This window comes from Acidimicrobiia bacterium, assembly GCA_012959995.1.
Lineage (GTDB): Bacteria > Actinomycetota > Acidimicrobiia > Acidimicrobiales > MedAcidi-G1 > MedAcidi-G2B.
Genome location: DUCC01000009.1, coordinates 84,577 through 105,476, shown reverse-complemented (window position 1 = coordinate 105,476; position 20,900 = coordinate 84,577). Strand labels below are relative to the sequence as shown.

Sequence of the window (20,900 nt, the reverse complement as noted above, 5' to 3'; positions counted from 1 at the left end):
TTACCCGTCCGCGGCCAATGAACTACTCTCCGTCCCATGACCAGCGAAAAGGATGGCCCTTTGCATCAACAGCGCAGCGAGACACGGCAAAGCGCCGACCAACGCACCACCGTTTACCCGGCTCGTTCAATAATCACCATGGACGAATCCTTGCCGCGGGCCAAAGCAGTAGCGGTCTCTGATGGCCGCATCGTGGCCGTGGGCCCCTTGGATGACGTAATTGAACAAGCCGGCACCGATTACCAGATTGATGAAAAGTTCGCCGATCGAGTGGTTTTGCCCGGCCTCATCGACCAACACCTGCACCCCATTCTTGCTGCAGCCACCTTAACTACCAAGGTCATTGCCCCCGAGCGTTGGGTGATGCCTCGCCTCACCTTTGACGCCGCCGATAGCCCTCAGGATTACCGGCGACTTCTTGGCCAGGCCCACCAAGACTTAGAACCCGGAGCATGGCTTTTTTTTGGGGATACCACAAAATGTGGCACGGTGACCTCCACCGTTCGGAACTTGATGAAATCTGTGGTGACCGTCCAGTAGCTATCTGGCAGCGCACCTGCCACGAATGGCACCTCAACACGGCGGCCTTGCAGGCCATCGGTGCCACTCCGGAAACCTTCCAAGGGCGAGGTTTCATGAGCGACCAAGTTGACTACGAGAAGGGTGGTCGACCATGCGTGTGCGGAAGAAGACGGTGTGCCCGTGATGCTGGTCGAGGTGCTCGTCGGGGGCATGGCTCTCGCCGAACTCGGCCGACGACTCGACTCCGAACATCGTGGGCGCCCCGGCCAGAATGCCGAGGATGGCCGTGCCGGAGCAGTCGATGAACTGCGATCCGACGATGCGCATCTCACGCCCTGACCGGGCGTGCCTCGCATCGACTGAGGCGATCGTCGCTCCTTCCATCACCAGGTCGTACACCTGATACTCGGTGAAGATCGTAACGTTGGGTTCCAACTGGAGTAACTGCAAGGCCTGCAGGTCACCCCCTGGCTTGCGAGCAATTGCCTCGGCAACCAGCGAACCTATCTCTCCCCGAGGGCCGATGCCGATCTCCGTACTGGCGTTGCCGCCGAGAACGGGACGATTCTGGAGCAGTGCCACGCGCAGACCGAGCCGGACGGCCGCCAGTGCGCCCACCGAACCCGTCACTCCCCCACCGACAACGACCACGTCGAATTCGCCGCCGAACGTCGGCTCCGCCGGCAGCCCGCGCCGCGTTCGACGCCAGGCCCGAGCGTCGGGTCCAGCCCCGTCCACCGGCTCGGAGCCAGTCCGGCTCAGATAAATGGCATCGCACCGACCCTCGAAGCCGGTCAGGTCATGCAGGACCACGTCGAGCGGCCCGGCCGTGAGTTGCATCGTGCCCGCAGGCTCCCAGCCCCAGTCGAGACCGTCGGCCCCAAACTCACGGTCCAGACGCTGACCTCCCACCGAGACTGCGAAGCGACCTGGGTGGTGAGAGGGGACCCAGTCCTTGGCCCTGACCCACACGTGGTACTCACCCGACTCGGCGAGCTCGATCGAGGTCCGGGCGTCGTCGACCGGCCGCCCCAACCCGTGGGCCAGCAGATAGGGCGACCCCATCTCGGTCTCAAACTGTGAATCCAGCGTCCAACCGCCAAAGTCGTTGAACTCTTCGGCCTCGATGAGGATCTCGTACTTGGCTTCGGTTGGAGTATCCGACGAATCCGCCATGGGTGGTTCTTTGTGGGGCTTGCGGGGGGGAGTTGGTTCAGAAACCAACCTGACCTAACCCTAAAGCGTTAGGTAATGGTGTCGGAGGGGGGACTTGAACCCCCACGCCCTTAACGGGCACAAGGTCCTTAACCTTGCGCGTCTGCCAATTCCGCCACTCCGACGTGACCTCAGTTCTTGCGAACCGGCGTCAGGTTACCAGCGACAAACGGCCCCAACACCAGCGCAACTAAGAAGCCGCACCGAGAGAACGGTGAAAGGTAAGCATGTCTTCGGTAAAAAGTTCGACCAAAGCCGGAGATCCATCAATATGGGCGCCTCGGCGACCAAAACCTTCAGCATTGGCGGCACGAAAGGCCACCAGGTCAGTCATTTCCCGATTCGTCAGACCGGTCATCGGGTCGATCATGGCCCCTTCTTCATCGAGGAAAACCGTCGGCGCAGCGGGGGCCACCGCCGCAACTACCATGCTCTCTAAAGGAACGGGCGGTCAACGTCTGGTGTAAACGCTCATCACAACAGACGCTGCACCAAAACCTTGGCCGAAACCCCGGCGACAAGAGCGGCAGTGACGGAGACCCATTGGCTTTCTAACAGTAGATCGAACCCAGCACCGGCGAACACCGCAGCAAAGAACGGAACCCAGCGGGTGAGCGTCCCATGAGACTCTTTCATGCTTGGCCACTTCAGCGAAACCCCATCAATAGGCCATATTCGCACGACCATGTACCCGGGAACCACCGCTCCGAGAACCACCACAGCCAAGAAAGTAATTCCCTCAAATTTAAACTGCCCCGCCGCCACCAAGGCAAGGGCCCAGAACGGCAAGAAGGCAATTGATCGTTTCATCTGTGGGGTTGGTTTCTGTGCCATCGTGGCCTCCGTTTCAGTTGCAGTGGGTCCCGGCGTAAATAAATACGCTGCCATACGACTTCACCTTTATACACCGATCGGTTATCCCAGCGATACAGGAATAGATAGTGAGGTACCACCCGAGTGCAACAAGAATCGGATACCAGAATCCGGTAATACCGAGCCAGGCCAGAGACTGCGCCGTGTTGGTGCAGATCATCCGGGTCTCCAACTTGTTGAAGTACACCGTTCCGGTAACCCACCCCCACGTAAATACAGGGTCAGCGATGATCGGATAGACGGCACTACTACCAGGGTGGATGTTGAGGGTGAGCGTGGTGCCTTCAAGTGAGTAATCGCTGGCCACAACCGAACCGCTCGCGTCATAGGCCCAAGGAGGCGGAATCGTCATATCAACTTCACCCATTGAATCGGTAATGCTAACTCCACCACCCTCGGAGAGGTTAATTTCCTGTTCGGCGGCCAAGGTGACTACGAAATCGTAGTTTGTTCGCTCATGGATGGATCCCAAGATGGTGATCATTCGTGCCCCGCCGCCGATTTGGGGTTGCACAATGACTGACGTGTCACGATACGCATTTCCGTAGGTCACGGTGCCGTTGGAGGAAACCGCCGCGTCGTCGGGGTTGCCCGGCACACCAATGTTGATTGATGCCCCATCGGGCCCGGTGAGTGTCACCCCAATTGTTGGATCATCTGGGATTTCCACTCCTCCATTGTCTGAAACGTACACCACCGCATTGCTCCCCGGGGCGTGGATGTCGACGCCATCGGCGATTGTCGCCTCGGTGGCATCTAGCAAGATGCCCAGTCCGGGGACGCTGGCTACTGCCGTGTCGATATCAAGGCTTCCGGGAGGTAACTCTTCGGCCAATGCTGATGTTGCAGCCATTGCAGAAAACAACGCAATCACTACCGCAACCGCAATTGTTTTTCCATAACTCAAACTCGACTCACCAAACTTCAACATAGGCTTCCATCTCTCTTTAGCAGATTAGAGATCCATCTCGTCCCACTGAATCATACTTGTTCTTAGATCTCAAGATTTGAGAAGCATTTTCACACTGCCAACCAGCGCAACTAAGAAGCCCCATCAAGCGATTGATGAAAGCGCAGCATGTCTTCAACAAAAAGTTCAGCAAAGGCCGGGGAACCACCAATATGGGCGCCTCGGCGACCAAAACCCGCAGCGTTGGCCGCACGAAAGGCCACCAGATCAGTCATTTCCTGGTCGACCAAACCGGTCATGGGGTCGATCATGGCCCCTTCTTGATCAAGAAACACCGTGGGCGCCCAAGGAGCCACCGCGGCATCGGCCAAGTTTTCTAAAGGAGTACTGCGGTCGAAACTATGATGAGCGCCCGCCACCATACGCATGCTTGCTGACCCCCCGGCGGCCCCTATGGCCTGCACATGCCCCTGCGCCTGCTGGGGAGAACACCATTCATCCAAACTCCCTGAAATGACCCGCACTTTGGTTCGCCCCACCTGGGGATTCAAAAACTGATGCCCGCACCACGGGTAGACGGCGTACACCCCCACGGGCCATACCTCGGGCCCGGCCACTTGATCCATAAAGCACCGAGTAGCCGCCGTGAGCACGGCAGAGCCACCTCGACTGTGCCCCTGCCAAGAAATCTTGGCCGGGTTAACTTCTGGGTGCTGGGCTAAAACTTGGTGGGCTCGCACCACATCAAAAGCGCTAGCGGCAAAAGAATACGCCGTTTGATTGGCCACCGTAGAAGTAACCGAACGTGCCCCGAAGGGGTCTAATACAAAAACCGAAAACCCGGCACCCACCATGGTCTCGGCATGAGCCAGAAGATTATCACCAACTCCAAGACTGCCCGGCACCATGAGGACCGAGGCTTGATCTTGGTTGTTCTGAGATGAAAAGAACAAACCATCTATAGCAAGTTCTGCACACCGTTGTGTTTGGGTAACGGCTTGATAATAGTTAACCGGGTTTGCACTGGGCACCACCAACCGACGACCCGTTACCCCATGGAAAACTAGTGTTTGTTCAGCAAAACGTCGCCAAGAATCCATCGGCAGAGTTTACAGACAACCAACGCCCCACCGAACCATGGCAAGAGCAGCAAAGACTAAAACTGCAACGAAAGCCCCACCGTAGTGAAGGCAAAAACCAGTGCCGTCACAATGGTAATGCGATCTAAGTTTTGCTCAACCACCGTCGAACCAGCAGTTTGGGCTCCCACACCGCCGCCAAACATGTCGGACAAACCGCCGCCTTTACCGCTGTGCAACAAGACGAGGAAGATTAAGCCCAAGCCAGAAGAGACCTGAAGGAAAATGGTGAGATAAAGCATCATGGGGTACAGGCTATCGGGGTCAGCGCCTTAGCCGACTAAGCGATAGTTGATGATACGAGAAAATTCGTCAGGGTCCAGCGCTGCTCCACCCACCAAAGCGCCATCAATATCTGGTTGACGCATCAAATCGGGTGCCGTAGCGGGCTTTACCGAACCCCCGTACTGAATGCGCACCGAATCTGCCGCATCTTTCCAACCGTCGGCCACTACCTGGCGGATCGCTGCACATACCGCCTGGGCATCTTCTGGCGTTGCTGTACGGCCCGTACCAATAGCCCAAATGGGTTCATAAGCAATAACCAAGCCCGCAACCTGTTCAGCTTTGAGGCCCGCCAAACCTGCTTTGATTTGCCCGGACACTTTGTCGGCCGTGCCCCCCGCTTCGCGTTCTTTGAGGGTTTCACCGCAACACAAAATAGGGGTCATCTCTGCTTTGAGGACCGCTTTTACTTTTTTGTTGACCTGCTGGTCGGTTTCGCCGAATAGTTCACGACGTTCCGAATGGCCCACAATCACCAGAGAAACGTTCATTTTGGCCAACATGGTGGGTGCCACCTCGCCGGTGAAGGCGCCCTTTTCTTCCCAATGGCAGTTCTGGGCCCCCAAAACAACAGGAATACGATCTGATTCCAAAACCGTCTGCACCGAACGCAAGTCAGTAAACGGTGGGTGGATAGAAACATCAACCGCTTCATAGTCGCCGGGGTTAATTAAGTAAGAAAGTTTCTGCACCATCTGAATCGCTTCAAAATGGTTGTGATGCATTTTCCAGTTACCGCTTATTAACGGTTTACGCTTCGACACTTCTGGCCTCCTGGCCTCTAGTTCTTGATTCTCAGATTTAAGAGTTTTGGGCATTCCGCAGGGCCACCAAGCCCGGCAAATCGCCGCTTTCGATTAATTCTAAGGCCGCTCCGCCGCCAGTAGAGACATGGCTCATTTGGTCGGCCACCCCAAACTGGCGGGCCGCCGCCGCGCTGTCGCCGCCCCCCACCACGGTAAAGCCTCGACACTCAGCAACTGCTTCGGCCACCGTTTGGGTGCCGGCAGCAAAACGAGGATCTTCAAAAACCCCCATGGGGCCATTCCATAAAACTGTTCGAGCGTTGGTGATGACGTCGCAGAAATCAACCGCCGTACCGGGGCCGATGTCTAACCCCATCCAGCCGTCGGGCAAGGACTTGCCCATTTGGCGTACCTCTCCCCCGGCTTCTGGATCGCCAATTTTGCCACCCGGGCCCAAAGCGGTGATATCCATCGGTAAGCGAATGTTGGCTCCGGAGTCCAACAAACGGCGACAAGTATCGATCATGTCTTCTTCCAGCAGCGAGGCCCCCACCGAGGCCCCCTGAGCGGCCAAGAAGGTAAAGCACATGCCGCCGCCAATAATTAACTCGTCGACCACCCCAAGCAGGGCCTCGATGACCCCAAGTTTGTCGCTCACCTTGGCGCCGCCCATAATGCCCACAAAGGGCCGTCGAGGCGAATTGCGTAGCCCACCAAGAACCTCTACCTCGCGTTGCAACAGGCGCCCAGCGGCCGAAGGGAGGTGCAACGGCGGGCCCACTATTGAGGCGTGCGTTCGATGCGATGCCCCAAACGCATCGTTGACATAGGCATCTTGGCCGGCCACCAACTCGGCCACAAAATCTGGGGCGTTGCTGGTTTCCCCAGGGTTAAAGCGCAGGTTCTCCAACAAGGCAACCCCAGGGAGTAACTTCGCCAGGCGCTGGCGAACCGGTTCCATGGAATAGGCCAGGTCGGGTTGGCCTTTGGGGCGCCCCAAATGGGAACAAGCCGTTACCGACGCCCCAGCATCCACGAGGTACTTCAGCGTGGGTAAGGCCGCTTTTATACGGAGATCATCGGTGATCTGCCCGCCACGAATGGGCACGTTGAAATCACAACGCACCAACACCCGGCGGCCCGACAGATCACCCAGATCTTCTAAAGACGGAACATCCATGAGGACTATTTACCGCGCTTGGCGCCCTTCTTGGCTGGAGCTTTTTTCGCTGCAGGCTTCTTCGCCGCCGCCTTCTTAACTGCAGGCGTCTTGGCTGCCGCTTTTTTGCCGGCCTTGGTTTTCTTGGTACGACGAGTGCCCACGATTTTGGTCAAATCCACCATGCGGGTGGAGTAGCCCATCTCGTTGTCATACCAACCCAGAACCTTCACCATGTTGCCGGTGGCCATGGTCATGTCCCCATCAATGGTGCACGATGCGGGGCGGCCCACGATGTCCGAAGACACCAACGGATCTTCGCTGTAATCCAATACCTTGGCTAAAGGCCCTTTTCGTGCGGCTTCCGCGAAAGCGGCATTGATTTGTTCTGCGGTGGCCGCCTTTTTCAGCGTGCCCACAAAGTCGGTAACCGAACCGTCAGGGATAGGGACCCGTAAAGAGATGCCGTCAAGTTTGCCCTTCATCTTGGGCATGACCAAAGCGGTAGCCCGCGCTGCCCCCGTAGAGGTAGGCACAATGTTTACCGCCGCTGCTCGTGCCCGACGCAGGTCGCTGTGCGGGCCATCCACAAGGCTTTGATCGCCGGTGTAGGCATGGGTAGTGGTCATGAAGCCTTGCACCACGCCGAATTTGTCGTCCAGTACCTTGATCATGGGGACGAAACAGTTGGTGGTACACGAGGCATTAGAGATCACATGATGCTTTGCTGGGTTGTAGCTATCGTCGTTGACCCCCACCACAAAGGTGGCATCACAGTCGCCAGAGGGAGCCGAAATAATAACTTTTTTGGCTCCGCCTTTGAGGTGTAAAGCCGCTTGATCACGAGCGGTAAAAAAGCCCGTGGATTCAATCACTACATCAACGTTTAACTCGCCCCACGGAATGTCTCCTGGGTTACGTTCAGAGAAGACACGAATCTTGTGGCCGTCGACCACAATGGAATCTTTGGTGGTGCGGATCTTGGCATCAAGGGTGCCGTGTACCGAATCATTGCCCAGCAAAAAGGCCAGCGTCTTTACAGAGCCCAAGTCGTTGACGGCCACGAACTCGAAGTCCGCCCCGCTGGCTCGAGCAGCCCGGAAGAAGTTACGGCCGATGCGGCCGAAGCCGTTGATGCCTACACGAATGGTCATAATATTTTTGCCTCCTGTGGCCTGGTGGCCACCAGCGTTGGTTGGTTCATTGCTACTCGCTTCTTGGGGTGCTCGCACCCCAAAACTCTGAGAGATTGGTCACACTAAAATCCTGCTTCGTCCCTTATTATCACCGGTTGATGTCGCGATGGGTGACCAACGGGTCAAAACTCTGCTTGCGAAGATGACTGACCACCGTTTCGGCGATGGCCACCGACCGATGATGGCCGCCGGTGCAGCCAAAAGCTAAGGAAAGAAACGACCGACCCTCAGCGACATAGGCCGGCAGCAACACGGCCAACATCCCGTACAAGTGCATCAAGAAGGGCTCGGTGAGGTCTTGGCCCTCCACAAAGTTTTGCACCGGTGCATCTAAACCGCTCAAGTTGCGGAGATCTTCTTCCCAATGCGGATTCGGCAAAAAACGACAGTCCAACACCATGTCGGCGTCTCGAGGAGCTCCATGTTTAAAACCAAAAGAGGTTACGGCGATACGCATCGGGTGGTCATGGGCTTGCCCGTAGAGAGCGTCGACTTTTTCTCGCAACTGATGCACATTGAGTTCAGAGGTGTCAATAACCAGATCAGAAATAGAACGCACGGGTTCCAAACTGCTGCGCTCGGCTTCGATAGCCCCTTCCAGCCCTGAATCAACACCAAAGGGATGCGGGCGGCGGGTGTTCTCGTAGCGGTGCACCAACACCTCAGTGGAACAATCCAAAAAGACTACTTGTAGCCCATTTACCGTGGAACGCAGTTCTTCAATAGCCTGCAGCGTTTCGCCTTGTTGACTATCGGGACGCAAAGTAAAAGCCACTCTTTCCCATGGAGTACCCGGGGCCCCAGCCAGGTCGGCCATTTTTACCAACAGATCGGCCGGCACGCGATCCATGACATACCATCCGAGATCGTCGAGGTCTTTAGCAAACTCTGAACGGCCTCCCCCCGATAACCCCGTAACTACCAGAACGTTGCTCATGGTTTGATGCTAGACGCTGTCGGTTCGTTCGGTGACCAACACCAATAAACGAGGGATAGCCGCCGCCGATCCGTACTGGCCGACCCGGCGCAAAAAGCCTTCCGGTGGGGCCGGTTCGTGCATGCGTTGCAGCATCAACCCGGCTTCGGCCAAGGCGTTGACGTAGCGACTTAAGGGCCGATGCACATAAGGCAAAAACACGTCTTTGTCTACTTCTTCCATTTCAATAGATTCACCAAGGTAAGCGCCAATACGCCAATACTGCTCGGGAGGTTCCATGATTTGGTCGTCCACCCAACCGCTGTCCGGGGTCTGAATGAGCGGATGGTTGAGGAAAAATAAGAACCGGCCTCCGGGGCGCAGCACTCGAGCCACCTCGGCTATGGCTTCATCTACCGACAAAATGTGTTCAAAAACTAGGCAGGCCACCACGGCATCAAAGCTTTGATCAGCAAAAGGCAGCCCGTCGGCCAAGGACCGCAAATACGCCGGGCTCCCACCACGGCGTTGCGCCTCAGTTACTTGGGCGTTGCTGGGGTCGACACCGACCACCTGCGAACCCTGTGCGGCCAGCAAACGGCTTATCTGCCCTTCGCCGGCGCCTAAATCTAGGACCTCTTCATAGCCCTCGAGCAAGGCGCTAGCTAACGGCAAAATTTGTTCCGTGTACTCTTCGTCGGCTCCCTCGGTAAAACCCTCTTGCCACCATTGGGCGTGTTTTTCCCAGGGGTCCAAACTGTTTACTCCGTTCATGACCACAGGTTGCCATGTTGTGCGAACAATTCCTTAGGATGGCTCGCCATGGCTGCTTTTCTTGCGTTAATTAGTGCGGGCCTTTTTGGAGCCGGCGACTTCATGGGCGGAGCAGCCGCACGAAAAACCGGGGTTTTCAGCGTTATCGCTACCTCTCATCTGGTGGGCTTCGTTTTGGTTTTGGGTTTGGTGCCCTTTATGGCTGACCAGTTTCTCTGGGTGGATTTAGGGCTGGGGGCAATAAGCGGCCTCTTTGGTTTGGTCGGAATATTTTTGATCTACCACAGTTTGAGCAGAGGCCCCATGACCGTGGTGGCACCGATTACTTCCGTGGCTGCGGCCATCATTCCGGTTTTTTGGGGGTTGGGCTTTGGCGAACACCTTTCGCCGCTTCACTTGCTGGGCATCGGCCTGGGGCTAGTGAGCATTCTTTTGATCTCTCGCCATACGCCAGAAAAGCAAAACTTGGCCCCCTTGCCTCCGTGGCTTATTACCGAATCGCTGCTGGCTGGCGTAAGTTTCGCCGGGTTCTTCATCGTTATTGACAACACTTCTGCCGCCACCGAGCCTTGGCCGTTGGTGGGCGCCCGTTTAGTTACCGTGACCTTTTTGGTAGTGGCGGCCTTCGGTCCTAAACGTTCGTTTTGGCCGGAGCGAGAAGTCACCGTCTTAGTGGTCGGCGCCGGGGTAGCCGATGTGGTGGCCAACGTGGCTTTCTTGATGGCTACCAACCGGGGGCTTTTGAGCCTGGTGGCGGTGTTGAGTTCGCTTTACCCCGCAGCCACCGTGTTGCTGGCTCGCTGGATACTTAAAGAAAGTCTTCAACGGATACAAGTCCTAGGGTTGTTCGGAGCGGTGGCCGCCAGCGCTCTCATCGCTTTGGGTTAGCGGTTCAACCCTCGGCGTGCATTTTGGCGTAAACCGCTTGCCCCACGGCATCGGGTAGCCAGGGCAAGGCCAGCAAATCCTCCAACGAAGTATTTTGGATTGACCGCACCCCGCCCAGTTCTTTAACCAGTTTTTTACGACGCTCGGGGCCTAAACCCGCGATGTCGTCGAGTACCGAACCGGTCATGCGTTTAGCGCGAAGCTGGCGGTGGTAGGTGACGGCAAAACGATGCGATTCGTCGCGTATGCGCTGCAGTAAAAAAAGCGCCTCGGAGGTTCTTGATAACAAAATTGGTGCCTTGCTTCCCGGGCGGTACACCTCTTCGAACTGTTTGGCCAGCGAAGCCACCGGTATTCGGTCGGCTAGGCCTAATTGCCCAACCACTCGTTGAGCCACCGACAACTGGCCTTTGCCGCCATCTACTAACAACAGTTGCGGCGGGTAAGCGAACCGGCCGGAGCGTTCAGTGACTGGAAGCTTCTCTTCTTCTAGGAAGGCCGTCAAACGGCGGGTTAACACTTCTTCCATGGCGGCGTAGTCATCGTTGCCTTCCACGTGGCGAATTTTAAAGCGGCGATACTCGTTTTTGTTAGGCAGACCATCTTCCATGACCACCATAGACCCCACGTAGTCGGTGCCTTGCAGATGACTCATGTCGTAGCACTCGATGCGCAACGGGGCAGCGGGCAAGTTGAGGGCTACTTGGAGTTCGTTTAAGGCTCGGGCCCGGCTGTTGTGGTCAGCGGCCCGTTTCATGCGGTGCCGGATGAACTCTTCTTCGGCATTGATGGTCACGGTTTTGAGGAGGTCTCGCTTGCCACCGCGCTGCGGTACCCGAAAGCCCACTGGTCCTTGCCGCTCGTTGCTGAGCCACTTTTCTAAAAGCTTTTGATCGGCGGGCATTTCGGCGACGTAAACCCAGCGGGGTACCCCTTGGGGCGGCTCATTTCGATAATGGCCGGCCACGATCTGTGCCAAAAGTTCTGGCTCTTTGAGGTCGGATACTCGGTCCACGATGGAACCTTTGCGCCCTACCACCCGGCCGTGACGAACGGTAAATACCTGCACCGCTACTTCGAGTTGGTCGCCCGCTACCGAAATCAGATCAAACGACTCGTTACCGGTGCCCACCATTTGTTGTTTTTCCGAGGCTCGCCGCACGCTGATCAAATGATCACGGTGCCGGGCCGCCGCTTCATATTCCTGACTTTGGGAAGCCGCATCCATCTGCCCCTGTAGGCGCACTTCGACTTCTTTGGTGTCGCCGCCGATAACCCGCATCAAGTCGCTAACCATGCCTTGGTATTCTTCACTACTGACCTCCCCCACGCATGGTCCAGAACATTTTTCAATATGAAACAACAAACACGGCCGCCCGGCTCGTTGATGCTCACGCAGTTTGGTGTCTGGGCAGGTACGCACCGGAAAAGTTTTTAACAAAAGGTCCAAGGTGTCTCGGATAGCCGCCGCTTGGCCGTAGGGGCCAAAATATCGGGACCCTTTACGGCGGCGCTCTCGCACCACCAAAGCTCGTGGCCACTCTTGGTCCACGGTGATAGCCAGATACGGGTAACTCTTGTCGTCTTTGAGATCAATGTTGAAACGCGGGTCGTGGGTTTTGATCAGGCTGAACTCCAACATGAGCGCTTCGAGTTCATTAGCTACTTGAATCCACTCCACGGTGGCCGCTTCATCCAGCATTTGGGCGGTACGGGCCGCCAGGCGATCCCGCCGCCCGAAATAACTATTTAAGCGGCTACGCAAACTCTTGGCTTTGCCGACGTAAAGAACCCGCCCATAAGGGTCCAAGAATTGGTACGAGCCCGGCGCATCGGGGATAGTGCCAGTGGGGGGACGCTCAACCATGCCTGCAGCGTAGATGCCGAAACGGCTTTTTGTCTCTCTTTGCTGCCCCATCATGGCTACCGAGGCGTACACTTCTGGGTGTCGGCTTGGTTTCCGGCAACATATCTGTTCCCAAGGCCGCCATACCCGTGGCGAGGCGTCCAAGCTGCCCCCACCGGCCATCAATTGGGAACTCCTACAAATGAGGTATCCATGCTTCAACTACAGCCTCCGCTTCCCGAGCGGTTCATTACTGACACCCCACTCAACGCGGCCCGCATCCAAGCAGCTAAAGAAACCTTGGGCGACCGGGTATTTATTTTGGGTCACCATTATCAACGAGACGAGGTCATGTGTTGGGCCGATGCTTCGGGTGATTCTTTTCGCCTTTCGCAACTTGCCCAGGAACACTCGGAAGCCGACTACATTGTTTTTTGTGGTGTGCATTTTATGGCCGAATCTGCCGACATTTTGACCAAAGATCATCAACAGGTGGTTTTGCCCGACCTGCGGGCCGGTTGCACCATGGCCGATATGGCCGACATCGACGAGGTGGAAGAAGCTTGGGAGGCCATTGCTCAGGTGACCGACATTGACCGGGTAGTACCCATTACCTATATGAACTCCACGGCCGCCATCAAGGCCTTTGTGGGCCAAAAAGGTGGAGCGGTCTGCACATCAAGCAATGCCCGAGCGGTGCTGGAGTGGGCTTTTCAACGAGGCGACCAGGTACTGTTTTTTCCTGACCAACATTTGGGCCGCAATACCGGGGTAGCCATGGGTTACTCCGTGGACGACATGGCGTTATGGGACCCCCGCCAAGAGTGTGGTGGGCTTTCGGAAGCAGCGGTTAAGGACAGCACTTTTCTTTTGTGGAAAGGGTTCTGCTCAGTACACCTACGTTTTACTCCCCAAAACCTTTTGAATTTTCGGGCGGAACACCCCAATGCCACCATCATCGTGCACCCCGAATGCGAACACGCAACCGTCCTTTTGGCCGATGCCGTGGGCTCTACCGATGCCATCATTCGCTACGTGGAGGCCCAACCGGCCGGTGCGATCATTGGTATCGGCACCGAGGTGCATTTGGTGAGCCGCTTGGCCAGCCAACACCCCGATAAAACCATTGTCTGCCTTGACCCAGACCTTTGCCCGTGCGCCACCATGAACCGTATCGACGCCAGCCACCTGGCCTGGGTTCTGGAAGGCCTCGTAGAGGGCCGGGTAGAAAACCAAATCTCCGTGGATGCCGAAACTCAAGTGTGGGCCAAAGTAGCCCTCAACCGCATGCTGGAAATCACCTAGCGCCCGTCATGCACCTCTGAGACCATATGACGGGGGCTAAAACAGTTCTTTAAGAAAGCGGCCGGTGTAGCTCTTTTTTACTTGGGCGACATCTTCGGGTGTGCCGGTGGCCACCACGGTTCCTCCGCCCACACCGCCTTCCGGGCCCAAATCAATGACCCAGTCGGCTGTTTTTACTACGTCCAGATTGTGTTCAATAACAATCACCGTATTGCCTTGCTCTACGAGGCGATTTAAAACCCCCAGCAACTTGCGCACGTCCTCAAAATGCAGCCCGGTGGTGGGTTCATCCAAGATGTACATCGTGTGACCGGTAGAACGTTTCGCTAACTCGCTGGCCAACTTAACGCGCTGCGCTTCGCCACCCGACAAGGTCGGGGCAGGCTGCCCAAGACGTATATACCCCAGGCCCACATCGACCAAGGTTTGCATGTGGCGCACGATGGGTGGTTGGCGGTCAAAAAACTCTAAGGCTTCTTCGCAAGACATGGCCAAAATGTCGGCCACGGTACGACCCTTGAACTCGATGTCTAAGGTATCACGGTTATAACGCTTGCCCTTGCACACTTCGCAGGGCACATAGACATCGGGCAAAAAGTGCATTTCAATTTTGAGCGTGCCGTCGCCCGAACAGGCCTCGCAGCGGCCGCCCTTTACGTTGAAGCTAAAGCGCCCCGGTTGGTAGCCCCGCACCCGCGACTCTTCGGTTTTGGCAAACAACTTCCGTACGTGGTCGAACACCCCGGTATAGGTGGCCGCATTAGAGCGCGGCGTACGCCCAATAGGTGCCTGATCAATGTTGATGACCTTGTCCACGGCCTCAGCGCCCAGTAGCCCTTTGTGTAAGCCCGGCGGCACTTTTGATTTATAGACCGACTGCATCAATGACTTATGCAAAATCTCGTTAACCAGGGTGGACTTGCCCGACCCGGAAACGCCGGTTACCGCCACCAACGCCCCCAACGGAAAAGCCACATCAAGGTTTTGTAAATTGTTTTCTCGTGCCCCCTGCACGGTCAAGAATTCTCCGTTACCAGGGCGACGCTGTTCTGGAATAGCAATTGATTTACGCCCCGACAAATACTGGCCGGTGACCGAGTTTTTGGAGCGCAGCAGGCCCTTGACCGTGCCTTCAAAAACCACTGCCCCGCCGTGCTCACCGGCACCCGGGCCAATATCGACCACATGGTCGGCTTGCAAAATGGTTTCTTCATCGTGTTCCACCACGATCACCGTGTTACCCAGATTCCGTAGACGCACCAAGGTTTCAATCAGTCGCTGGTTATCTCGTTGATGCAAACCGATGGAGGGTTCGTCGAGCACATACAGCACACCCACCAACCCGGAACCAATTTGTGAAGCCAAACGAATGCGTTGTGCCTCTCCCCCGGCCAAGGTGGCCGCCGAGCGAGAAAGCGACAGGTAGTCCAGGCCCACGTCGAGTAAGAAACCCAAACGAGCATTTACCTCTTTTAAAACCGGTTCGGCCACGATGAGGTCTCGGTCGCTTAACTCCAGGCTTTCTAACGCTTGGGTAGCTTCCCCAATGGGCAGGGCACAAATGTCATGTAAGTTTTTGCCCCCGATGGTCACGGCCAGCGACAAGGGGTTCAACCGTGCTCCCTGACACTTTGGGCACGGAACCTGACGCATGTACCCTTCGATCTGATCCCGTTGGGCGTCACTTTCCGACTCTCGATGGCGGCGTCGTAGTTGAGGCATTACCCCTTCGAAGTGGGCGGAATACACCCGAGTGCGACCAAAACGATTTTTGTAACGCACCTGAATACGTTCTTTTAGCCCACCATCCAACAACATTTTCTGCGTTTTAGCCGGCAGCTTTTGCCAAGGAGTGGCCATGTCGATCCCTTGGTCTTCCGCCACCGATTCAATCAATCGAGCGAAATAACGGTTGCGGCCACCCGACCACGGGGCAATAGCACCCTCGCCCAAACTCAACTCAGGGTTGGGCACCACCAACTGCGAGTCAACTTCAAAAACCGACCCCAAACCATCACAATGCGAACAAGCCCCGTACGGGCTATTGAACGAGAAGTTTCTGGGCGCCAACTCTTCGAAAGATTTTCCGTCGCTGGGCCGCGAAAGGTGCTGACTGAAAACGATGCGAGTCGGCTCTTCGTCGTCGCTCCGGGGCACGATCTGAATTTCTGCTACCCCCTCGGCCAAAGCCAAAGCGGTCTCCATTGATTCAGTCAACCGTTGACCGATGCCCTCGCGCAGAACCAGACGGTCCACCACCACCTCAATGGTGTGCATCTCGTAGCGTGCTAGATCAACCTCGTCGCCCAGGCCATGGTCTTGGCCGTCCACAATGGCTCGGCTGAAACCTTGGCTGGCCAAATCTTCTAACAAAGTGTCATAGGTGCCTTTACGCCCCCGTACCACGGGCGCCAACACCTGAAATCGGGTGCCTTCTTCCATTTCCAGTACTCGGTCCACAATTTGTTGCGGGGTTTGGCGCACCAAACGTTCCCCGGTTTCTGGGTCGTGGGGCACACCGATACGAGCAAACAACAAGCGGAGATAGTCGTAGACCTCGGTGATGGTTCCTACCGTGGAACGTGGGTTACGTGACGCACTTTTTTGGTCTATGGAAATAGCGGGAGAAAGCCCTTCGATAAAGTCCACATCTGGTTTATCCATTTGCCCCAAAAACTGGCGAGCATAAGCCGACAGAGACTCCACATAACGGCGTTGCCCCTCAGCATAAATGGTGTCAAAGGCCAACGAAGATTTACCCGAACCCGAAATGCCGGTAAAAACGATCAGCTGATCCCGCGGCAAATCAATATCAACATTGCGTAAGTTATGTTCACGAGCCCCGCGGACTACCAAGTGTTCTGACATTGCCGGGAGTCTAACGATGCTCGCTCAGGTCACGCAGTTCGCGTTGCATCTCGCGTATTTCGTCTCGCAACCGGGCCGCGTATTCAAAGCGAAGATCCCCGGCCGCTTCGTTCATTTCTTCTTCCAGAGTGTGCACCAAACGAGATAAATCTTCGTGGGGCATTTCGCTGAGCCCCTCCACCAGTTTTTTGGTGCGGCGCTTACGCCCTTCCGGCATGGGGGCTTCTTTAGAGGGGCGCAGCATCTCTAAAATATCGGTCACCGCTTTACGAATGGTCTGCGGGTTAATTCCGTGTTCTTTGTTGTACTCCTGCTGAAGTTTTCGACGGCGCATGGTTTCCGAAATGGCTTTCTGCATGGAAGCAGTGACCTTGTCGGCGTACATCACCACCTGGCCGTCCACGTTGCGGGCCGCCCGGCCGATGGTCTGCACCAGCGAGGTTTCGCTGCGCAAAAATCCTTCTTTGTCAGCATCCAAAATAGCGACCAGTGAAACCTCCGGCAGGTCTAGCCCTTCCCGGAGCAAGTTGATGCCCACCAGCACATCGAACTCCCCCAAACGTAGGTCGCGAAGAATCTCGATACGTTCCAAAGTGTCAACGTCGCTATGCAGGTAACGCACCCGCGCCCCGTTTTCTAGCAAGTAGTCGGTGAGGTCTTCCGCCATTTTTTTCGTCAAGGTGGTAACCAACACCCGTTGGTCTTTAACTACCCGGTCGGCGATTAAGGCCTGCAGATCATCTATCTGCCCGGACGTGGGTTTGACGATGACCTCGGGGTCTACCAAGCCCGTGGGGCGCACAATTTGTTCAACAACGTTGCTGCTATTTTCTAACTCCCAGGGGCCGGGGGTGGCGGAAAGGAACACCACTTGGCCTACCCGTTCCATGAACTCTTCAAAGCGCAAAGGACGGTTGTCGGCCGCCGACGGCAAGCGAAAACCGTGTTCGATCAGGGTTGCTTTGCGGCTGCGGTCGCCGTGATATTGGCCATTGAGTTGCGGCACCGCCACGTGCGATTCGTCGAGGACTACTAAAAAATCATCGGGGAAATAATCCAACAACGTGTAGGGCCGCTCCCCGGCGCGGCGTCCATCTATGGGGGCGCTGTAGTTTTCTACTCCGCTGCAGAATCCCACTTCGCCCAACATTTCAAGGTCGTGTTCGGTACGCATACGCAGACGCTGGGCTTCTAACAACTTGCCTTCTTTTTCAAAAAAGGCCAAACGTTCTTGCAACTCGACTTCGATGGATGCCATTGCCCGAGCCAAGACCACCGAATCAGCGGCGTAATGCGTGGCCGGGAACACCACCAGATCGGTGAGTTCCTGCAAATGTTCGCCGGTCAACGGGTCAACTTCAGTAATGCTTTCAATTTCGTCGCCGAAAAGCGAAATACGAAACGCAGACTGTTCGTACGAGGGGTGGATTTCCATGGTGTCGCCTTTGACCCGAAACTTGCCTCGGCCCAGCACCATGTCGTTGCGTTCATACTGCATCTCAATAAGCCGCCGCAGTGCCGACCGTTGATTGATTTCTTCACCAACCGCTAAGACCAAAAGGTTGTCACGATAGAACTCGGGGTTCCCCAACCCATAGATGCACGACACCGAGGCCACCACGATGGTGTCTCGCCGGGTCAGCAAGGACGCTGTAGTGGCGTGGCGGAGGCGTTCAATCTCATCGTTTACCGACGAGTCCTTTTCGATAAAAGTGTCCGAGGTAGGCATGTAAGCCTCGGGTTGGTAGTAGTCGTAGTAGGAGACGAAATACTCCACCCGGTTGTCGGGAAAGAACGAGCGCAATTCGTTTGCCAACTGGGCAGCCAACGCTTTGTTGGGGGCAATCACCAAAGTAGGCCGCTGAACTTTTTCAATGGTCCAAGCAATGGTGGCGCTTTTACCGCTCCCGGTGATGCCTAACAAGGTTTGAAAACGTTCGCCGCCTTCGATGCCTTCAGCCAAAGCAGAAATGGCCGCTGGTTGATCCCCGGCGGGTGAGAACGGGGCCTCTACGCGAAATGGTGTGCTCATGAATCGAGGCTCTGGATCCACTCCCAAGCAGCATCTACTTGCTGCGCCAAAAAAACTTGATCGCCGCAGTTGTCAATGACGAACCCTGCTTTTTCTTTGCGCTGTTCGCGTGAGGCTTGGTTGGCCACTCGGTTGCGGGCATCCTCTTCGCTAAAGCCCCGGTATTTCATCAAGCGCTCAACAGCGATCTCTGGGTCGACGTCTACCACCAACACATGGGTCAGGTCGTCGTGGCCGGATTCCACCAGAAGAGGGATGTCCAAAATGATAGGGGCCTTACCCGACGCATGTTCGGCTCGCTGGGTAGCCATTTCTTGGCGCACCGCAGGGTGCACCAAGTCGTTAAGCGCCGCTAATTCGTCTTGGTCGTTGAAGACAATGTCGGCCAAAGCCGGGCGATTTATAGCCCCGTGTTGGTCCAAGATTTTTGTGCCCCAACGGTCCACCATGGACTGGTAAACCGTTTGGCCTGGTTCTTGCAGTTTGCGAACGATGGCGTCGGCATCTACCAAAACCGCTCCGCGCTCTATGAGCAAGAGGGCTACCGTAGATTTTCCCGAACCTATGCCACCGGTCAGTCCGATCTCAAGCACGGCCTGAGGTTGGACTGGGGCAGTCATGCGTAGCTCAGGCTTGAGCTGGATCCTCGTCGGCTTCGCCGGTTTCTTCAACCGCCGCTTCCTCAGATGCTTCAACCTCGGCAGGTTCTTCTGCAGGTGCCTCTTCTGTAGCTTCTACAGTTTCAGCGGCCTCGGCAGGTTCTTCTGCAGGTGCCTCTTCTACTGCTTCTACAGTCTCGGCGGGTTCTTCTGCGGGAGCTTCTTCTGCAGCTTCAGCGGCCGGAGTTTCCTCGGCAGCTTCCGTGGTTTCAGCGTAAAGCTCAGCCCAGGCTTCTTGGCCTTCGGAGTCTTCGTTACCAACGAAGTTTCCTTCATCATCGTAGGCGTGCTCGCCGAAGTGCTCTTGGTATTCGGCAGCTACCGTTCCGCCTTCTGCGGCTTGTTTAATAGACAAGCTGATGCGTCGACGTTGGAGGTCCAAGTCGATGATCTTGACCCAGAGTTCTTCGCCCGGGGTAACTACTTGTTCGGGAAGGTCAACGTGGTGGGCAGACATTTCCGAAATGTGCACCAATCCTTCGATGCCGTCGCCGACCTGAACAAATGACCCGAAGGGCACCAACTTGGTAACCCGGCCATAAACCAACTCACCGGTTTGGTGAGCGGTAGCAAACTCTTGCCATGGGTCAGCCTGCGTGGCTTTCAACGACAAGCTGATGCGCTCACGACTGAGGTCAATGTCCAGTACCTGAACTTCTACTTCGTCGCCCACGGCAACTACTGCACTGGGGTGGTCTACGTGCTTCCAAGAAAGTTCAGACACATGGATCAAACCGTCCATGCCGCCCAAGTCTACGAAGGCACCAAAGTTGACCACGCTGGAGATAACTCCCTTACGGTTTTCCCCAGGACGCAAGTCATGCAGGAACTCTTCGCGTTGTTCTTTGTGGCTCTCTTCAAGCCATCCACGACGAGAAAGCACTACGTTGTTGCGGTTTTTGTCCAACTCGATGATCTTGGCTTCTATGGTTTGGCCAATGTAGGGCTGCAGGTCACGTACTCGACGCAACTCCACCAGCGAGGCGGGTAAGAAGCCTCGCAAGCCGATGTCCACGATGAGGCCACCCTTGACCACTTCGATAACCGAACCAGAAACGGTGCCGTTGGCTTCTTTAACTTCTTCAATTTGGCCCCAAGCACGTTCGTACTGGGCACGTTTCTTAGAGAGAACTAAGCGGCCTTCTTTGTCTTCCAAAGTGACGATAACTGCTTCGATTTTTTCGCCCATGGAAACTATTTCGGACGGGTCAACCCCGTTGCGAATGGACAGCTCACGAGGAGGAATAACCCCTTCGGATTTGTAGCCAATGTCCAACAGGACTTCGTCTTTATCGACTCGGACTACGGTGCCCTCAACGAGTTGGCCGGGAACAACGTCCACCATGGTGGCGGAGTAGGCCTCTTCAATGCTCAAGCTGCCTAAGTCGTTGTCAACAATTTGACGGGGGATGTACTCACCGCTCTCATCGAAACTCCCCATGGGTGGGGAAATAAGGGCGGGATCGGTAGGGGTTTGGTCGGACACGTTCTTCTCGTCGGATAGGAAATAGGTGGAAATTGCTTCCGCACCGGTGGCACGGACCTAATGAGCCTACCGTTTCCCTGC

At 56.0% G+C, this 20,900-nt stretch carries 19 protein-coding genes and 1 tRNA gene; 3 read left to right on the top strand and 17 right to left on the bottom strand.

What is annotated here, in order from left to right; all coding sequences use genetic code 11:
- Window positions 1-36: 36 nt before the first annotated feature.
- Entirely contained in the window at window positions 37-540 is a 504-nt protein-coding gene (locus tag EYQ49_02010; GenBank protein HIG24653.1) for a hypothetical protein, read from the top strand.
- Between the two features lie 93 nt (window positions 541-633).
- Here EYQ49_02010 and EYQ49_02005 read toward each other — a convergent pair whose 3' ends face one another.
- From EYQ49_02005 to EYQ49_01950, 12 genes are all read right to left on the bottom strand, one after another.
- Window positions 634-1,698 (bottom strand): FAD-dependent oxidoreductase, encoded by a 1,065-nt coding sequence (locus EYQ49_02005; GenBank protein HIG24652.1) that lies wholly within the window; start codon window positions 1,696-1,698, stop codon window positions 634-636.
- A 76-nt stretch (window positions 1,699-1,774) separates the two neighbouring features.
- Window positions 1,775-1,862: transfer RNA gene (locus EYQ49_02000), tRNA-Leu, on the bottom strand.
- Window positions 1,863-1,927: 65 nt separating this feature from the next.
- A complete protein-coding gene (locus EYQ49_01995) occupies window positions 1,928-2,167 on the bottom strand; it encodes a hypothetical protein (protein HIG24651.1) in 240 nt (79 codons plus the stop codon).
- A 44-nt stretch (window positions 2,168-2,211) separates the two neighbouring features.
- On the bottom strand, window positions 2,212-2,571 hold the full coding sequence (locus EYQ49_01990; GenBank protein HIG24650.1) for a hypothetical protein: 360 nt from the start codon (window positions 2,569-2,571) through the stop codon (window positions 2,212-2,214).
- A gap of 13 nt (window positions 2,572-2,584) precedes the next feature.
- A complete protein-coding gene (locus tag EYQ49_01985) occupies window positions 2,585-3,541 on the bottom strand; it encodes a hypothetical protein (GenBank protein HIG24649.1) in 957 nt (318 codons plus the stop codon).
- 110 nt (window positions 3,542-3,651) lie between these two features.
- Window positions 3,652-4,620 carry a hypothetical protein gene (locus tag EYQ49_01980; GenBank protein ID HIG24648.1) on the bottom strand — a complete coding sequence of 323 codons (969 nt, stop codon included), beginning with the start codon at window positions 4,618-4,620 and terminating at the stop codon, window positions 3,652-3,654.
- Between the two features lie 56 nt (window positions 4,621-4,676).
- Window positions 4,677-4,904, bottom strand: a complete 228-nt coding sequence (gene secG / locus EYQ49_01975) for a preprotein translocase subunit SecG (protein HIG24647.1) — start codon at window positions 4,902-4,904, stop codon at window positions 4,677-4,679.
- A 27-nt stretch (window positions 4,905-4,931) separates the two neighbouring features.
- The gene (locus EYQ49_01970) at window positions 4,932-5,708 is read right to left on the bottom strand and encodes a triose-phosphate isomerase (GenBank protein ID HIG24646.1); all 777 of its coding nucleotides are present in this window, start codon (window positions 5,706-5,708) and stop codon (window positions 4,932-4,934) included.
- 37 nt (window positions 5,709-5,745) lie between these two features.
- Complete coding sequence (locus EYQ49_01965; protein HIG24645.1) at window positions 5,746-6,870, bottom strand: phosphoglycerate kinase; 1,125 nt, start codon at window positions 6,868-6,870, stop codon at window positions 5,746-5,748.
- A 5-nt stretch (window positions 6,871-6,875) separates the two neighbouring features.
- Window positions 6,876-8,003, bottom strand: coding sequence for a type I glyceraldehyde-3-phosphate dehydrogenase (gene gap, locus EYQ49_01960; protein HIG24644.1), 1,128 nt, complete (start codon window positions 8,001-8,003; stop codon window positions 6,876-6,878).
- 130 nt (window positions 8,004-8,133) lie between these two features.
- Window positions 8,134-8,982 (bottom strand): RNase adapter RapZ, encoded by an 849-nt coding sequence (gene rapZ, locus EYQ49_01955; protein HIG24643.1) that lies wholly within the window; start codon window positions 8,980-8,982, stop codon window positions 8,134-8,136.
- Window positions 8,983-8,991: 9 nt separating this feature from the next.
- A complete protein-coding gene (locus tag EYQ49_01950) occupies window positions 8,992-9,735 on the bottom strand; it encodes a class I SAM-dependent methyltransferase (GenBank protein HIG24642.1) in 744 nt (247 codons plus the stop codon).
- 48 nt (window positions 9,736-9,783) lie between these two features.
- Between EYQ49_01950 and EYQ49_01945 the strand changes: the two genes are divergently transcribed.
- Complete coding sequence (locus EYQ49_01945; GenBank protein ID HIG24641.1) at window positions 9,784-10,623, top strand: DMT family transporter; 840 nt, start codon at window positions 9,784-9,786, stop codon at window positions 10,621-10,623.
- Window positions 10,624-10,627: 4 nt separating this feature from the next.
- On the opposite strand, the gene uvrC is transcribed toward EYQ49_01945, so the two are convergent.
- A complete protein-coding gene (gene uvrC / locus EYQ49_01940) occupies window positions 10,628-12,490 on the bottom strand; it encodes an excinuclease ABC subunit UvrC (GenBank protein ID HIG24640.1) in 1,863 nt (620 codons plus the stop codon).
- 192 nt (window positions 12,491-12,682) lie between these two features.
- Between uvrC and nadA the strand changes: the two genes are divergently transcribed.
- Complete coding sequence (gene nadA / locus EYQ49_01935) at window positions 12,683-13,774, top strand: quinolinate synthase NadA (protein HIG24639.1); 1,092 nt, start codon at window positions 12,683-12,685, stop codon at window positions 13,772-13,774.
- 36 nt (window positions 13,775-13,810) lie between these two features.
- Here the strand turns inward: nadA and uvrA are convergent, their stop codons facing one another.
- The 4 genes from uvrA to rpsA are packed head-to-tail and all read right to left on the bottom strand — an operon-like array spanning window position 13,811 to window position 20,774.
- Window positions 13,811-16,642 (bottom strand): excinuclease ABC subunit UvrA, encoded by a 2,832-nt coding sequence (gene uvrA / locus EYQ49_01930; protein HIG24638.1) that lies wholly within the window; start codon window positions 16,640-16,642, stop codon window positions 13,811-13,813.
- Window positions 16,643-16,652: 10 nt separating this feature from the next.
- Window positions 16,653-18,674 carry an excinuclease ABC subunit UvrB gene (gene uvrB, locus EYQ49_01925; protein ID HIG24637.1) on the bottom strand — a complete coding sequence of 674 codons (2,022 nt, stop codon included), beginning with the start codon at window positions 18,672-18,674 and terminating at the stop codon, window positions 16,653-16,655.
- Complete coding sequence (locus EYQ49_01920) at window positions 18,671-19,294, bottom strand: dephospho-CoA kinase (GenBank protein HIG24636.1); 624 nt, start codon at window positions 19,292-19,294, stop codon at window positions 18,671-18,673. Before EYQ49_01920 ends, uvrB begins: the two co-directional genes overlap by 4 nt.
- A 7-nt stretch (window positions 19,295-19,301) precedes the next feature.
- Window positions 19,302-20,774, bottom strand: a complete 1,473-nt coding sequence (rpsA, locus tag EYQ49_01915) for a 30S ribosomal protein S1 (GenBank protein HIG24635.1) — start codon at window positions 20,772-20,774, stop codon at window positions 19,302-19,304.
- Window positions 20,775-20,900: the final 126 nt, after the last annotated feature.

What these genes read in the sequence shown, in the direction of transcription:
- EYQ49_02010 (HIG24653.1), top strand. Translation starts at nt 37, where the DNA reads ATGACCAGCGAAAAGGATGGCCCTTTGCATCAACAGCGCAGCGAGACA.
- EYQ49_02005 (HIG24652.1), bottom strand. Translation starts at nt 1,698, where the DNA reads ATGGCGGATTCGTCGGATACTCCAACCGAAGCCAAGTACGAGATCCTC.
- EYQ49_01995 (HIG24651.1), bottom strand. Translation starts at nt 2,167, where the DNA reads ATGGTAGTTGCGGCGGTGGCCCCCGCTGCGCCGACGGTTTTCCTCGAT.
- EYQ49_01990 (HIG24650.1), bottom strand. Translation starts at nt 2,571, where the DNA reads ATGGCACAGAAACCAACCCCACAGATGAAACGATCAATTGCCTTCTTG.
- EYQ49_01985 (HIG24649.1), bottom strand. Translation starts at nt 3,541, where the DNA reads ATGTTGAAGTTTGGTGAGTCGAGTTTGAGTTATGGAAAAACAATTGCG.
- EYQ49_01980 (HIG24648.1), bottom strand. Translation starts at nt 4,620, where the DNA reads ATGGATTCTTGGCGACGTTTTGCTGAACAAACACTAGTTTTCCATGGG.
- secG (HIG24647.1), bottom strand. Translation starts at nt 4,904, where the DNA reads ATGATGCTTTATCTCACCATTTTCCTTCAGGTCTCTTCTGGCTTGGGC.
- EYQ49_01965 (HIG24645.1), bottom strand. Translation starts at nt 6,870, where the DNA reads ATGGATGTTCCGTCTTTAGAAGATCTGGGTGATCTGTCGGGCCGCCGG.
- gap (HIG24644.1), bottom strand. Translation starts at nt 8,003, where the DNA reads ATGACCATTCGTGTAGGCATCAACGGCTTCGGCCGCATCGGCCGTAAC.
- rapZ (HIG24643.1), bottom strand. Translation starts at nt 8,982, where the DNA reads ATGAGCAACGTTCTGGTAGTTACGGGGTTATCGGGGGGAGGCCGTTCA.
- EYQ49_01950 (HIG24642.1), bottom strand. Translation starts at nt 9,735, where the DNA reads ATGAACGGAGTAAACAGTTTGGACCCCTGGGAAAAACACGCCCAATGG.
- EYQ49_01945 (HIG24641.1), top strand. Translation starts at nt 9,784, where the DNA reads ATGGCTGCTTTTCTTGCGTTAATTAGTGCGGGCCTTTTTGGAGCCGGC.
- uvrC (HIG24640.1), bottom strand. Translation starts at nt 12,490, where the DNA reads ATGGTTGAGCGTCCCCCCACTGGCACTATCCCCGATGCGCCGGGCTCG.
- nadA (HIG24639.1), top strand. Translation starts at nt 12,683, where the DNA reads ATGCTTCAACTACAGCCTCCGCTTCCCGAGCGGTTCATTACTGACACC.
- uvrA (HIG24638.1), bottom strand. Translation starts at nt 16,642, where the DNA reads ATGTCAGAACACTTGGTAGTCCGCGGGGCTCGTGAACATAACTTACGC.
- uvrB (HIG24637.1), bottom strand. Translation starts at nt 18,674, where the DNA reads ATGAGCACACCATTTCGCGTAGAGGCCCCGTTCTCACCCGCCGGGGAT.
- EYQ49_01920 (HIG24636.1), bottom strand. Translation starts at nt 19,294, where the DNA reads ATGACTGCCCCAGTCCAACCTCAGGCCGTGCTTGAGATCGGACTGACC.
- rpsA (HIG24635.1), bottom strand. Translation starts at nt 20,774, where the DNA reads ATGGGGAGTTTCGATGAGAGCGGTGAGTACATCCCCCGTCAAATTGTT.